Here is a 13,359-nt window from a genome sequence, read left to right on the forward strand (position 1 = left end):
AGGCAAACCAAAACAAAACAAACCCCCCAAACCACACAAAACACGCGCAGCCCAAGAGGCCATGGCATAAAAAACATGACACACTATCGAGTTCTCAAACAACACACCCACCGAGAACTATTCAAAAGACATTCGTCTTTCGTTTCGCTCTCAGAAGCGCCTGAGAAACTTTAGCGAGCCGCTTTTTCTGAGTCAAACGAATGGCTGGTGACCCTCGTCTCTCAATCGGCTCTGTTTAGTTTCTCAGTCCCGTTCGGCTTGAGGAATTCATCCTCCCCGTTTCGGGCCGGAGAGAACATTACGCACTTGCCACCAACCCGTCAAACTGCAGGGCGGTGACGGTGCACACAAGGCACTGTCACCGCCCAACGACTGCGTTCTGACGCCGACGCGCCCTTTGGAAGGAACCTAAACGGTCCGTCCGACAGCCAGGTTCCGCCGCCCCTTGCGCACCAGCACCACTCCCCCGGCGAGCAGGTGCTCGGGGCCGATGACCACGGTCTCATCGGCCACCTTGACGTTGTTGAGGTAGGCCCCGCCTCCGGCAATGGTCTTGCGGGCCGCGTTACGTCCTCGTTCCAGTCCCGTGCCCACCAGCAGGTCCACAATCGTGGTCTCTCCAACCGCCACATCGCTGGAGGCGAGATCGGACGTAGCGGCCAGGATCGTTGCCTCATCGATGTCGGCGAGGTCTCCGCGTCCCCACAGCGCGGAGGTCGCGGCTTCCGCCTGAGCGGTCGCGTCGGCTCCGTGGACCCAGGTGGTGACTTCGTGCGCCAGGACCCGCTGCGCCTCGCGCGCCTTCGGGTTCTCGGCAGTCGCCGCCTCCAGGCGCTCGATCTCCTTACGCTCCAGGAAGGTGAACACCTTGAGGAAGCGCACGACGTCGGCGTCGTCTACCTGGAGCCAGAACTGGTAGAAGCCGTAGGGGCTGAGCATCTCGGGGTTGAGCCAGATCGCCCCGCCCTCTGACTTGCCGAACTTGGTGCCGTCGGCCTTGGTGATGAGCGGGTTGGTCATCACGTGGACCGAGGTGCCCTCAACCTTGTGAATGAGGTCCATCCCGCCCACGAGGTTGCCCCACTGGTCGTTGCCACCGATCTCCAGGGTGCAGCCGTAGCGCCGGTAGAGCTCGAGGTAGTCGTTGGCTTGGAGGACCTGGTAGCTGAACTCGGTGTAGGAGATGCCCTCCTCACTGGCCAGGCGGCGCGCAACGATGTCCTTGGAGAGCATGGTGCCCATGCGGAAGTGCTTGCCCAGGTCCCGCAGGAAGTCGATGGCGCTCATCGCCTGGGTCCAGTCCAGGTTGTTGACGATCCGCGCCGGATTGTCCCCGCTGAAGTCGAGAAGGTTCTCGAGCTGCTCTTGCAGGCTGGCCGCCCAGCCGGCGACGACGTCCTTGGTGTTGAGGCTGCGCTCACCCTTGGCGCGCGGGTCGCCGATGAGCCCAGTCGCCCCGCCAACCAGTGCCAGGGGGCGGTGGCCGGCGAGCTGAAGGTGGCGCATGACTTTGACGGCCACGAGGTGTCCGTGGTGAAGGCTCGGCGCCGTGGGGTCGAACCCGCAATAGAAGGTGACGGCCCCGTCGGCGAGCGCCGCTCGCAGCGCGTCGATGTCGGTGTGCTGGGCGATGAGCCCGCGCCACTGCAGTTCGTCCAGGATGTCCGTCACTGTCCAGTCGCCTTCCATGGGTTGTCGTGCGTCCCGCACGCGTTATCCCGGCGCGTCACGCTCGGGTCCGGCTGATACCTCCGGCGCAGATAGTCTGCCATGCTCCGGCCCGGCTTCCGTGAGGAGACCGGGCCGCAGAGCCGTGAACCGGGTACGGGGTTCGTTCACAAGACCTCCGTCGGGTGGTCCCATATGAGGGTGTATCGGTAGTAGAAGCGCCGTCGGATCCTGGCCTCGGGAAGCATCCGGGATGCCGCTGCACGAATCTCGGCCAGGGACTCTCTTGGAGGATGCGTGACCACACCGACGTCGGGCGTCTCCCGGCGCAGGGCACCGACCGCGCGCAGAGGTAGGACAGCCAGCGCGGACAGCACCCAGTCCCACAGGCTCCTGTTGGCGGCCAGGCCGACGACGATGAGTCTGCCGCCGGGTGTCACCAGCTCGCTCAGCCTCGCCAGGGCGAGTTCCAGCGGGAGGTGGTGCAGCGTGGCCACACAGCTGACCGTCTCGAAGGTTCCGATGCGCTGAGGCAGATCGGGATCCATGACGTCGTCAAGCAGCACCTCGGCCTGCGGAGTCTGTTCCAGACGTCTACGCGCTCGAGCAACCGCCTGCTCGTCGGTTTCAAGTCCGACGGCGCGGCGACACACCGTTGCCAGACGTGCGAGCAGGAGCCCGTCACCGCATCCGACATCGAGCGCGTTCCCACCGCGCAGCGCCGCGTCCCGCACGATGCGCCGGTGAAAGGCGACATTGTGGTTCCAGTAGTCACCGGACACTGCGGGAGCCTGACGGAGCGGCCGCCTCGGTCGGTCCGGCCGCATCACCCGAGATCTTGGAGCTCGCGCTCCGACCGATGGACACATCGGTTTCCTCGTTGGGCTGCACCGCCGGTCCACGCACCACGACACCGGCGTCGCGCAGCAGCGCCTCGCGCAGGTGGGGCATGACGGCGAAGTATGCCTCATCGGCATCCTCCACGAGATGCGTTGCGCTGGCCCCGACTTCTCGTCCCACTGCTGTTGTTGTCACGATCCGAGCGCGGGCATCCTTGGGATCCGGTTGACGCGACACCAGGCCGGCCCGCTCCAACCTGCGCAGCACCTGGCTGGCGGTTTTCACGTCCATTCCCGCCTGGGCCGCAATCATGACCTGGCTGGCACCGTCTCCCTGCTCCTCGAGCCACTGCGTGCAGGCCAGGAGGACGAACTGGGAGTGCGTCAGCCCAACCGGTTCCAGGGCGGCAGCGATGTCGCGCTGCCAGGCCAGCGCGGCCCTCCACATGAGGAAGCCGGGGCTCGCCTCCGGCCCCTGGAACCGTGTCTTCACATATCGACCCTAGCAGCCTCGACGAGTGAGTCGATGGCCTGCGGGAAGTCCTCGGCGATCCCAGGACCGATCGCCGGGCCAACATCGTCGGCACCGGGGCCGTCGATGTCGAGGCGGGTTGTCACAACGCTCTTCCCCTGTTCCTGTGCGGACGTGAAGGAGTGCGTGAAGGTGAGTTCCACTCCCCCGTAGGAGGCCCGGTCCGCCTGGACATGAGGTGGCTCCCAGCGGGTCACCGTGATCTCGACGCTGTCCTGCCCGGCAGGTGTCATCCTGATCGACGCACCGGGCCCCACGGGCTCGCGCGGCTCGTAGCGATCTCCCTGCGGGAGCTCGATCTCACCGGAGAGCACCTTGATCCAGGTCTCCCACAGGACCTCCACCGGGAGATCCACTGTCCGTTGGCACTCAGTCGACCACATGGCCTTCTCCTTCCTCCGCCCTCAGCGGTTCCGCGCCCCGAATAGTCTTCGCGCCGATAATCTGTGTACCTATTATTAGCGGGCGGCAGGGGCTCCGGCAAGTGGGCGCCCAGGTGTGAGGCTCGGTGCGGTTCAGCCTTGTGAACGCCGCCTGGCGACGGCGGGCCGGTACGTTGAGACGGTGGGCTCTCCATCCAGCCAGAAGCGCCACGGGAAGGCCTCTCCATCTCCCCCGGGACCGGCCACCCCGGTGCGTGGCCCGCTGCGGATGAGCTCAGGCTCCGGTGTCCGCTGAGGCTCCGGCAGCGTCAGGCTGATACGCGACCCCGACCCGCCCAGCAGTGAGCCATCATCGGAGCGGTCCAGTCCGAGTGCGGCACACAGGCGCGCCGGGCCACGGGCCAGGTCGCGGTCCGTGCGTGCCGCGGGACGACGCGCCCGAGCCAGCTCGATCCCGTCAACGACCTCTCCACCGCGCAGCAGCACCGCACGCGAGACTCCCGCCGGTCCGGTGACGATGTTGAGGCAGTGGTGCATGCCATAGGTGAAGTAGACGTAGATGCACCCGCCGGCCTCGAACATGGAGGCGTTGCGCGCCGTGCGTCCCCGGAAGGAGTGGGAGCCCGGGTCCTTCTCGCCGCAGTAGGCCTCCACCTCGGTCAGCCGGATCGCGACGCGGCCTTGAGAGTCGGCAACGGCGATGACGGCGCCCAGCAGCGCCGGAGCCACCTCCAGGCTGTCGCATCTGAGCAGCGAGGCGACCTCGGCGCTCAGACCCGTCGCCACCTCCCTCACGGCACCGTCTGACACCGTTCTCTCACCCCGGTTCAGTCCTGCTCCTCACTCCACTCGTCATCGGTCTGACTGGGCTCTGGCCACTGGGGACCCGCGGGGCCGTCCAGCAGAGAGCCCTCCCAGGCGAAGACTCGCAACTCGGCACTGCGGGCTATGGCACGGGCCAGCTGCTCCACGACCCGCACCGGTGCGGTGCCACCGTGCCCGGTGCGGGCAGCCACCGAGCCCTCGGCCGACAGGACCTCCCGCACGCCCGGGGTGAGCCGCTCGTCGATGGCGGCGAAGTCATCGTCAGTCAGGTCCCACAGCTCGATGCCGCGCCTCTCGCACTCGCGCACGCAGGCGCCGGAGATCTCGTGGGCGCTTCGGAAGGGCACGCCATTCTTGACCAGCCACTCCGCGATGTCGGTGGCCAGGGAGAATCCCTGGGGGGCGAGCTCCGCCATGCGCTCGTAGTGGAGGGTCATTGTGCTCACCATGCCGCTGACGGCCGGCAGGAGAACGGCCAGGGTGTCGACGGCGTCGAAGACCGGCTCCTTGTCCTCCTGCAGATCCCGGTTGTAGGCCAGGGGCAGAGCCTTGAGGGTGGCGAGCAGCCCGGTCAGGTCACCGATGAGGCGTCCGGCCTTGCCGCGGGCGAGCTCGGCCACATCCGGGTTCTTCTTCTGCGGCATGATGGACGAGCCCGTGGAGTAGGAGTCGTCCAGGGTGACGAAGTCGAACTCCTTGGTGTTCCAGACAATGATCTCCTCACTCAGGCGCGAGACGTCCACCGCGACCATCGCAAGGACGAAGCTCAGCTCGGCAACGACGTCACGTGCGGCGGTGCCGTCGATGGAGTTCTCCACGGCGGCCTCGAATCCGAGGTCGGCGGCCACGGCGTCGGGGTCCATGCCGAGAGTGTTTCCCGCCAGCGCACCGGAACCGTAGGGGCTCACGGCGGCGCGGGAGTCCCAGTCCTCAAGGCGCTCGACATCGCGCATGAGCGGCCAGGCGTGGGCCAGCAGCTGGTGGGCGACGAGCACCGGCTGCGCATGCTGCATGTGGGTGCGTCCGGGCATGATGGCGTCGGAGGCCTGGGCGGCCTGGTCGATGAGGGCGTCGACGACGTCGAGGACGAGCCCGGCCACGTGGCGGGCCTGGTCGCGCAGGTACATGCGGATGAGGGTGGCGATCTGGTCATTGCGGCTGCGTCCGGCGCGCAGACGGCCCCCCAGGTCATCACCTGCGCGCTCGATGAGGCCGCGCTCCAGAGCCGTGTGGACGTCTTCGTCGGAGACTTCGGCGACGAAGATGCCGGCGACGACGTCGGCCTCGAGGCGGTCCAGGGCATCCAGCATGCCGGACAGCTGACCCGCATCCAGCAGACCGGCCTGTGCCAGGGCACGGGCGTGGGCCCGGGAGCCGGCGATGTCGTAACGGGCCAGGCGCCAGTCGAAGTGAGTACTCACCGACAGGGCGGCCAGCGCGTCGGCGGGTCCTCCTAAGAAGCGTCCGCCCCACAGACTGACGCCGGCCGGGGCCGGGTCCTGCTGATAGTCTGAGGCAACGGACTGGACAGCGGATGGCATAGCGGGCTGGCTGGAGAACTGGCTCATGGACCCATCATGGCTCATATCCCCATACAGATTCCTCAGCGATCAGTCAGGAGAATGACCTGTCGTGGATCGCAGGCGAAGACACCTACGCATTCTTGAGGACGGACCGGGAGAGGGACCGGGACGGGCGGCACCAACCGACAAGAAGGAAGAAAGGCCCGCATGACGGCTGACCGGCCATGCCATGATGAGTCGATGCCCGCCGAACAAGACGCCCTTTTCCCAGGTAAGCAGTTCATCTCCACCGTGCTCGAGGCGCTGGAGACCAAGACCCGGATGACCGGGGTGATCGCCCACCGTTATCTCATGCGCGCGGCCATGGCCGGCATGATCGTGGCGATCTTCTATATCGTGAACTACGCCATTGTCGGCGTCTTCGACGGTCTTCACGCCGGAGAGACCTCTCTGGCAGGGATCGGCAAGCTCCTTGGGGCACTGGCCTTCGGCCCCGCTCTCGTCTTCATCTACTACACGAAGTCCGAGCTGCTCACCAGCAACATGATGGTGGTGGTCATCGGCTACTACTACAAGCGGATCTCAGCGTGGAGGGCCCTGAGGGTGCTGGTCATGTGTCTGGCCGGTAACTTCGTGGGCGGGCTCTTCTTCGCAGTCATGTACCGCTTCTCCACCCTCGTGGACGGAGCCAGTGGCGAGCAGGCCGTGCACTCAGTGGCTGTCAAGCTCCACTACCTGTCATCGGCCTCGGGGATCGCAGACCTCTTCGTGCGGGCGATCCTGTGCAACTTCATGATCAACCTGGCCATGCTCCTCATCTACAACGGCTTCATCCACGAGGACTGGTCCAAGATCTTCTCGATGATCATCGCCGTGTTCGTCTTCGCCTTCCTCGGCCTTGAGCACTCAGTGGCCAACACGGTCCTGTTCACCGTCGTCGGCCTGACACACGGGATCGATGTCCTTCCGGCGCTGGGGAACGTGGCCGTGGCGCTGCTGGGCAACTTCGTGGGTGGCGGGCTGCTGATCGGCGCCTACTACGCCTACGCCAATGACGACTCCCGCTGGCTGCGCCGCCAGCCCCACCAGGACCAGGCACAAGCGGCCGAGTAGCCGAGTGCTCCGGAGACGGTGGGGCCTGGGCGCAGCTCAGTCAGAACCCCCGACCGTTGCCGGCACGCACGTCGCGGGCGGCAGCGAGCTTTGACTGCATCCCGTAGATCTCGATGAATCCCCGCGATGAGGACTGGTCGAAGGTGTCTCCGCTCTCGTAGGTGGCCAGGTTGAAGTCGTACAGGCCCGTCTCGGAACGGCGGCCGTTGACGGTCGCCCGACCGCCGTGCAGAACCATTCGAATGTCGCCGCTGACGTAGCGTTGCGTGTCCTCGATGAAGGCGTCCATGGAGCGCTTGAGCGGGGAGTACCACTGGGCCTCGTAAACGAGCTCGGCCCAGGTCTGCTCCATGCTCCGCTTGTAGCGGTGCTGCATGCGCTCCAGGGTGATGGCCTCAAGCGCCCGGTGGGCCTCGATAAGAGCCACGGCCCCGGGAGCCTCGTAGATCTCGCGGGACTTGATCCCCACGAGCCGGTCCTCGACCATGTCGATACGCCCCACGCCCTGAGCGCCGGCCCTGCGGTTGAGCTCCTGAATCGCCTCCAGAGGGCTGACATCACGACCGTCGATGGCCACGGGGACGCCCTCCTTGAAGGTGAGGATCACCTCGTCAGGCAGGGGCGGGTAGGCGGGGTCATCGGTGTAGACGTAGACGTCCTTGGTGGGGGCGTTCCACAGATCCTCGAGGAACCCGGTCTCAATGGCACGCCCCCAGACGTTCTGGTCGATGGAGAAGGGGTTGTGCTTGGTGGTCTCGATCGGCAGGTCGTGCTTCTCGGCGTAGTCGATGGCCACATCACGGGTCAGCGCCAGGTCACGCACCGGGGAGATGCAGTCCATGTCAGGGGCCATCGAGGTGATGGAGACCTCGAAGCGGACCTGATCGTTGCCTTTGCCGGTGCAGCCGTGCGCCACGGTGTGCGCACCGAACTCGCGGGCGGCCTTGACCAGGTGGCGGGCGATGACGGGGCGGGAGAGCGCTGAGACGAGCGGGTAGGTTCCCTCGTAGAGGGCGTTGGCCTTGAGAGCGGGCATGCAGTAGTCGTTGGCGAACTCGTCGCGGGCATCGGTGACATAGGCCTCGACGGCACCGCAGTCGAGGGCTCGCTGACGGATCACCTCGAGGTCCTCGCCCCCCTGGCCGACGTCGACGGCGACGGCCACAACCTCTCGACCGGTGGCCTCACCGATCCAACCGATGGCGACAGACGTGTCCAGGCCTCCGGAGTAGGCCAGGACGACACGGTCCTTATGGATACTCATGGGATCACTCTTCTCTTCGTGATGACGCCGGCGGACCGGCGCCGAGGTGACATGAGGTGCCAAGGATGGCGGGGAGAAAGGTCAGGTTCGGGCTGAGGGATCGGCTAGGGCGAGCAGGTGCCTGGCCACGTCGGCTGCGACCTGAGCGCCGCGGGTAATGACCAGGACGGTGTCGTCTCCGGCGATGCACCCCATGACGCCGGGCATCATGGCGTCATCAACGGCCCCGGCGAGCAGCTGGGCGGCTCCGGCAGGAGTTCGCAGGACCACCTGGGGACCGGCCCACTCGGCGGTGACCAGCAGCTCGGCGCACCACCGGGACAGACGGGGTGTGGTGTGGGCACGCAGGGAATCGTCGGTCTCCTCCGTCTCGGAGATGGCGCCGGCATGGACCTGGCCGGGGGCACCGGCCTCAGGCATGGAGTAGATGAGCTCTCCACCCGGGGCGCGGATCTTCGTGGCCCGTAGCTCCACCAGATCCCTCGAGAGCGTGGCCTGGGTGGTACTGATGCCCCGCTGTGCCAGGGCCTTGCGCAGCTGGGCCTGGGAGCGGATACGTTCACGCGACAGGATCTGGACGATACTGGCGTGCCTGGCGGTCTTGGTCCCTGGCACCAGCGGGGCCGCTGCCGCCAGGTCGCGCTGAGAGACCTCAATGGTGGCGCTCATGAACCGGCTCTCTCTGACAGCGCCCGAGCGAGGACCTCGGACAGCGTGGTGGTGAAGGCCCCGGCGTCCTCATCGGACAGGATGAAGGGCGGCGCCAGGCGAATCGTGTCGGGGCGCGGCGCATTGACGATGAAGCCGCGGGTCGCCAGAGAGGCGGCGAGCTCAGCGGCGGGTGGGAGTCCACCCTCCAGCCCGACACCGAGCAGCAGGCCGCGGCCGCGTACCTGGTCGACTCCGTCGACGGCCGCCAGCTCCCGGGACCAGGCCGAGCCGAGCTGTTGAACCCGGTCGAGCAGGGCCTGGCTGCGGATGGTCTCGATGACGGCGAGCGCTGCTGCGCAGGCCACGGGGTTTCCGCCGAAGGTGGTGCCGTGCTGTCCCGGCCCGAGGAGAGCCGCGGCCTGACCGGTGGCGACGACTGCGCCGATGGGGACGCCTCCGCCCAGTCCCTTGGCCAGCGTGACGACGTCGGGGACGACGCCTGGCGCCAGCAGGTGGTGGGCCATCCAGGCGCCGGTGCGTCCCATTCCGGTCTGGACCTCATCGATGATGAGCAGGGCGCCGGCGGCCTCGGTCAGCTCGCGGGCCGCCTCCAGGTATCCGGCGGGCAGCTCGCGCACCCCGGCCTCACCCTGAATGGGTTCGACGACGAGTGCTGCCACATCCGGCCCCAGTGCGGTGCGCAGTGCCTCGATGTCACCGGCGGGGATGAACTCCACCCCGCCGGGCAACGGCTCGAAGGGCTCACGGTAGGCGGCCTTGTGGGTCAGGGCCAGGGCACCCATGGACCTGCCGTGGAAGGCGTCCTGGAGGGCCAGGACCCGGGGGCGCCGGTCACCGCCGTGGCGCCGGGCGATCTTGAAGGCGGCCTCATTGGCCTCGGTACCGGAGTTGGCCAGGAAGACGCGCGAGTCGTGAGCGGGACGGCTGGGGAAGGTCAGCCGGACGAGCTCCTCGGCGAGGTTGACCTGGGCGGGGGTGGTGAAGAAGTTCGAGACGTGACCCAGTTCAGCGAGCTGGTCGGTGACGGCCCGGATGATCGCGGGGTGTGCGTGGCCCAGGCAGTTGACGGCAATGCCCGCCAGCAGGTCGATGTACTCCCGGCCGTCGGCGTCCCAGACGTGGGCGCCCCGTCCCCGCACCAGGACCCGGCCGGGGGTGCCGAAGGTGTTCATGACGGCGTCGGTGTAACGGGTCAGCCATCCGGCGTTGTCGGTGCCGCCCCCGGTGGCTTCGGCGGTGGGGGCCGGCGCTTGTGAGGAGGGGGTCATAGGCTCTTGCCTCCGTTCAACGGTGGGATCGGGGCGTCTCCGGGGTGGATGACGGTGCCGACACCCTGGTCGGTGACGATCTCGAGCAGCATGCTGTGCGCCTGGCGCCCGTCAACGACGTGCGCCTGTGCGACTCCTCCGTAGACGGCCCGCAGACAGGCCTCCATCTTGGGGATCATCCCGGCCTCGAGCGTGGGTAGGAGCTCCTCCAGCGCAGCGGCGCTGATGAAGGGCACCAGTGTGCTGCGGTCGGGCCAGGCGGAGTAGAGCCCTTCGACGTCGGTGAGCATGAGCAGGGTGCGGGCCTTGAGGGCCACGGCGATCGCGGCGGCGGCCGTGTCGGCGTTGACGTTGAGGACCGTCTCGGAGTCCGTCGTCAGCGGGGCGACCGAGGAGATGACCGGGATGCGGCCCTGGTCGAGCAGGTCGATGATGGGCTGCGGGCTGACGTCGACGACGTCACCGACCAGGCCGACATCGACCTTGTGCCCGTCCACCGTGGCCAGGCGCTGCCGGGCTCGCAGGAGTCCGCCGTCCTCACCACTGATGCCGACCGCGGCTGAGCCGTCGATGTTGAGCAGGGAGACGAGCTCTCGCTGCACGGAGCCGGTGAGGACCATGCGGACAACGTCCATGACCTCAGGTGTGGTCACGCGCAGGCCTCCGCGGAACTCCGAGGTGATGTTCAGCCGCTTGAGCATCGCGTTGATCTGGGGCCCGCCGCCGTGGACGACGACGGGGCGCACCCCGACCTGGTGGAGGAAGAGGATGTCCTGCGCGAAGGCGCGCTTGAGATCATCGTTGACCATGGCGTTGCCGCCGTACTTGATGACCATGGTGGCGCCCTTGTAGGTGCGCAGCCACGGTACGGCCTCCAGCAGGACGGATGCCTTGGTCTGTGGGTCGAGAGGGGTCCGTTTCATGTCGTGTAGTCCGCGTTGATGGTGACGTATCCGTGGGTGAGGTCGTTGGTCCACACGGTGGCCTCGGCCGGGCCCGCCGACAGGTCGATGTCGATGCGGGTCTCGCGTGGGCTCATGTCCACCGCGTCCCGGTTCGGTTCGGGGGTGCCGTGGCTGAAGATCGTGATGCCGTTGATGGCGACATCGACCTCATCGGGGTTGAAGGGGCAGACGTCCTCGGGCACGGTCCCGAGCTGGGAGAGGATGCGCCCCCAGTTGGGGTCGGCCCCGGCGACGGCGCACTTGAGGAGGTTGGAGGAGCTGACGGTGCGGGCTGCGGCCTCGGCGGCCTCCTCGCTGACGGCGCCGGAGACGGTGATGGCGATGTCGTGGGTGGCGCCCTCGGCATCGGCCACGAGGCGCCGGCCGAGCCTGCTCATCACCTCGGTGAGCGCCTCGTCGAACTCGGCTCGAGAGGGCGTGATGCCGGAGGCTCCGGAGGCCAGTAGGACAACCGTGTCATTGGTGGACATGCAACCGTCGGAGTTGATCCGGTTGACGGTTCGTGCCGTGGCGGATGCCAGGGCGTCCTGCGCCTGCGGAGGGGTGATGACGGCGTCGGTGGTGATGACGGCGAGCATGGTGGCCATCCCGGGGGCCAGCATGCCCACTCCCTTGATCATGCCGCCGATGGTCCAGCTCTGCTCGCCGGCACCGACTGCGACGGCGTCCTCCTTGGAGACGGTGTCGGTCGTCATGATGGCGGTGGCGGCATCGGTCCCGGCCTGGGACGTGTCGGCCAGGGCGAGGGCGGCGACGTCGACTCCCTCCAGGAGGACGGGCATATCGATGCGCTCTCCGATGACGCCAGTGGAGCAGACCAGGACCTGGCCCGGTTCGGCCCCCAGCAGGCCGGCGGTGCGGGCGGCGGTGGCCTCGGTGTCGTTCAGGCCCTGCGTGCCGGTGCAGGCGTTGGCACTGCCGGAGTTGAGGACGACGGCGCGGGCGTGGCCCGGCCGGGCACCTTCCTGACCGGCCAGGAGCCGCCGTGACCAGACGACGGGGGCGGCGACGACCCGGTTGGTGGTGAACACTCCGGCCGCGGTGTCGAGGGGTCCGTCATTGACGACGAGGGCGAGATCGGGCCTGCCGGAGGCCTTGAGGCCGGCGCGCACGCCGGCGGCGCGGAATCCCTGGGCTGCGGTCACGCTCACGGTGCGACTCCTTGGGTGACGATGGCGGTGGTCTCCTCCAGCCCGAGGGCGAGGTTGAGGGACTGCACGGCGGCACTGGCGGTGCCCTTACCGAGGTTGTCGATGGCGCACATGGCGATGACGGAGTCCGCACGACAGTCGATGGCGACCTGAACGGTTGCGGTTCCGCTTCCCAGGACGGTGCCGGTGGTGGGCCAGGTACCCTCGGGCAGCAGCTGGATGAGGCTCTCACCGCTGTCGGTGACCCCGTAGGCGTCATCCCAGGCCGCCCGTAGGGTGGCTTCCGGGTCGGGGGCCTGGCGCAGAGCCGGAGTCATGGGGGCGGTGACGGTGGCGAGGATGCCACGGCTCATGGGGACCAGGACCGGGGTGAAGGACAGGTGTACTGAGCCGGCGGCAGCGCCGGCCGCCTCCAGGTTCTGGATGATCTCGGGAATGTGTCGGTGGGTGCCGCCGACGGCATAGGGCTGAGCCGACCCCAGTGCCTCAGCGGCAGTGAGGTGAGGCTTGAGCGCCTTGCCGGCGCCGGAGTAGCCGACCGCCAGCACCGCGGTCAGTCGGGAGGGGTCGAGGAGTCCGGCGGCGATGCCGGGCTGGACGGCCAGGGTGACGGCAGTGACGTTGCAGCCGGGAACTGCGATGCGCCTGGTGGCGGCCAGCTCGTCGCGCTGAGCGCGGGGGCACGTCTCGCCGTTGTGCAGGAGCTCGGGCATGCCGTAGGTCCAGGCGCCGGCGTAGTCGGAGCCGTAGAAGGTCTCCCATGCCTGCTGACTGGTCAGGCGGTGGTCCGCCCCGCAGTCGATGAGAAGGGGTGCGCCACCGCCGTCCGGCGCGAGCCTCTCAAGGGCCGCTGTGATGGCTCCGGAGGCCCCGTGCGGCAGGGCCAGGACGACGACGTCGTGCTCAGCGAGGATCTCCGCCTCGGTGGGCTGGACGATTCGGTCCGCCAGGGACACCAGGTGCGGGTGGTGGTCTCCGAGCCGACTGCCGGCGGATGAAGCCGCCGTGAGCGCACCGACCTCCACCTCGGGGTGGGCCGTGAGCAGGCGCAGGACCTCACCGCCGGCGTACCCGGTGGCTCCAGCAACAGCAACTGTCCAACTCATACAGCAACCATACATCCGCCTGCATAGAAATGCACTCGTCGGTGGTCACT

13 protein-coding genes are annotated in these 13,359 nt (G+C 67.6%); 1 reads left to right on the forward strand and 12 read right to left on the reverse strand.

The window, feature by feature from the left end; translation table 11 throughout:
- Positions 1–408: 408 nt before the first annotated feature.
- From tyrS to argH, 6 genes are all read right to left on the reverse strand, one after another.
- Positions 409–1,671 (reverse strand): tyrosine--tRNA ligase, encoded by a 1,263-nt coding sequence (gene tyrS / locus BKH28_RS11515; protein WP_075418932.1) that lies wholly within the window; start codon positions 1,669–1,671, stop codon positions 409–411.
- 164 nt (positions 1,672–1,835) lie between these two features.
- Entirely contained in the window at positions 1,836–2,450 is a 615-nt protein-coding gene (locus tag BKH28_RS11520) for a class I SAM-dependent methyltransferase (RefSeq protein ID WP_075418933.1), read from the reverse strand.
- Positions 2,440–3,000: a MarR family winged helix-turn-helix transcriptional regulator gene (locus BKH28_RS11525; RefSeq protein WP_075418934.1), complete on the reverse strand. Its 561-nt coding sequence runs from the start codon at positions 2,998–3,000 to the stop codon at positions 2,440–2,442. Before BKH28_RS11525 ends, BKH28_RS11520 begins: the two co-directional genes overlap by 11 nt.
- Positions 2,997–3,422 (reverse strand): hypothetical protein, encoded by a 426-nt coding sequence (locus tag BKH28_RS11530; protein ID WP_075418935.1) that lies wholly within the window; start codon positions 3,420–3,422, stop codon positions 2,997–2,999. Before BKH28_RS11530 ends, BKH28_RS11525 begins: the two co-directional genes overlap by 4 nt.
- A gap of 132 nt (positions 3,423–3,554) precedes the next feature.
- Positions 3,555–4,232 carry a DNA-3-methyladenine glycosylase gene (locus tag BKH28_RS11535; protein WP_075418936.1) on the reverse strand — a complete coding sequence of 226 codons (678 nt, stop codon included), beginning with the start codon at positions 4,230–4,232 and terminating at the stop codon, positions 3,555–3,557.
- Positions 4,233–4,249: 17 nt separating this feature from the next.
- On the reverse strand, positions 4,250–5,833 hold the full coding sequence (gene argH / locus BKH28_RS11540; RefSeq protein WP_178388879.1) for an argininosuccinate lyase: 1,584 nt from the start codon (positions 5,831–5,833) through the stop codon (positions 4,250–4,252).
- A gap of 177 nt (positions 5,834–6,010) precedes the next feature.
- Between argH and BKH28_RS11545 the strand changes: the two genes are divergently transcribed.
- Positions 6,011–6,883 carry a formate/nitrite transporter family protein gene (locus BKH28_RS11545; RefSeq protein ID WP_075418937.1) on the forward strand — a complete coding sequence of 291 codons (873 nt, stop codon included), beginning with the start codon at positions 6,011–6,013 and terminating at the stop codon, positions 6,881–6,883.
- 40 nt (positions 6,884–6,923) lie between these two features.
- Here BKH28_RS11545 and BKH28_RS11550 read toward each other — a convergent pair whose 3' ends face one another.
- From BKH28_RS11550 to argC, 6 genes are all read right to left on the reverse strand, one after another.
- Entirely contained in the window at positions 6,924–8,147 is a 1,224-nt protein-coding gene (locus tag BKH28_RS11550; protein WP_075418938.1) for an argininosuccinate synthase, read from the reverse strand.
- Positions 8,148–8,228: 81 nt separating this feature from the next.
- A complete protein-coding gene (locus BKH28_RS11555; RefSeq protein WP_075418939.1) occupies positions 8,229–8,816 on the reverse strand; it encodes an ArgR family transcriptional regulator in 588 nt (195 codons plus the stop codon).
- The gene (locus tag BKH28_RS11560) at positions 8,813–10,087 is read right to left on the reverse strand and encodes an acetylornithine transaminase (RefSeq protein WP_075418940.1); all 1,275 of its coding nucleotides are present in this window, start codon (positions 10,085–10,087) and stop codon (positions 8,813–8,815) included. Before BKH28_RS11560 ends, BKH28_RS11555 begins: the two co-directional genes overlap by 4 nt.
- A complete protein-coding gene (argB, locus tag BKH28_RS11565; protein ID WP_075418941.1) occupies positions 10,084–11,010 on the reverse strand; it encodes an acetylglutamate kinase in 927 nt (308 codons plus the stop codon). Before argB ends, BKH28_RS11560 begins: the two co-directional genes overlap by 4 nt.
- Positions 11,007–12,203 (reverse strand): bifunctional glutamate N-acetyltransferase/amino-acid acetyltransferase ArgJ, encoded by a 1,197-nt coding sequence (gene argJ / locus BKH28_RS11570; RefSeq protein WP_075418942.1) that lies wholly within the window; start codon positions 12,201–12,203, stop codon positions 11,007–11,009. Before argJ ends, argB begins: the two co-directional genes overlap by 4 nt.
- Entirely contained in the window at positions 12,200–13,309 is a 1,110-nt protein-coding gene (gene argC / locus BKH28_RS11575) for an N-acetyl-gamma-glutamyl-phosphate reductase (RefSeq protein ID WP_075418943.1), read from the reverse strand. The genes argJ and argC overlap by 4 nt, the downstream gene beginning before the upstream one ends.
- Between the last annotated feature and the right edge of the window lie 50 nt (positions 13,310–13,359).

Source organism: Actinomyces oris (assembly GCF_001937665.1).
GTDB lineage: Bacteria > Actinomycetota > Actinomycetes > Actinomycetales > Actinomycetaceae > Actinomyces > Actinomyces stomatis.

What these genes read in the sequence shown, in the direction of transcription:
- BKH28_RS11550 (WP_075418938.1), bottom strand. Translation starts at nt 8,147, where the DNA reads ATGAGTATCCATAAGGACCGTGTCGTCCTGGCCTACTCCGGAGGCCTG.
- BKH28_RS11555 (WP_075418939.1), bottom strand. Translation starts at nt 8,816, where the DNA reads ATGAGCGCCACCATTGAGGTCTCTCAGCGCGACCTGGCGGCAGCGGCC.
- argB (WP_075418941.1), bottom strand. Translation starts at nt 11,010, where the DNA reads ATGAAACGGACCCCTCTCGACCCACAGACCAAGGCATCCGTCCTGCTG.
- BKH28_RS11545 (WP_075418937.1), top strand. Translation starts at nt 6,011, where the DNA reads ATGCCCGCCGAACAAGACGCCCTTTTCCCAGGTAAGCAGTTCATCTCC.
- argH (WP_178388879.1), bottom strand. Translation starts at nt 5,833, where the DNA reads ATGAGCCATGATGGGTCCATGAGCCAGTTCTCCAGCCAGCCCGCTATG.
- BKH28_RS11530 (WP_075418935.1), bottom strand. Translation starts at nt 3,422, where the DNA reads ATGTGGTCGACTGAGTGCCAACGGACAGTGGATCTCCCGGTGGAGGTC.
- argC (WP_075418943.1), bottom strand. Translation starts at nt 13,309, where the DNA reads ATGAGTTGGACAGTTGCTGTTGCTGGAGCCACCGGGTACGCCGGCGGT.
- BKH28_RS11560 (WP_075418940.1), bottom strand. Translation starts at nt 10,087, where the DNA reads ATGACCCCCTCCTCACAAGCGCCGGCCCCCACCGCCGAAGCCACCGGG.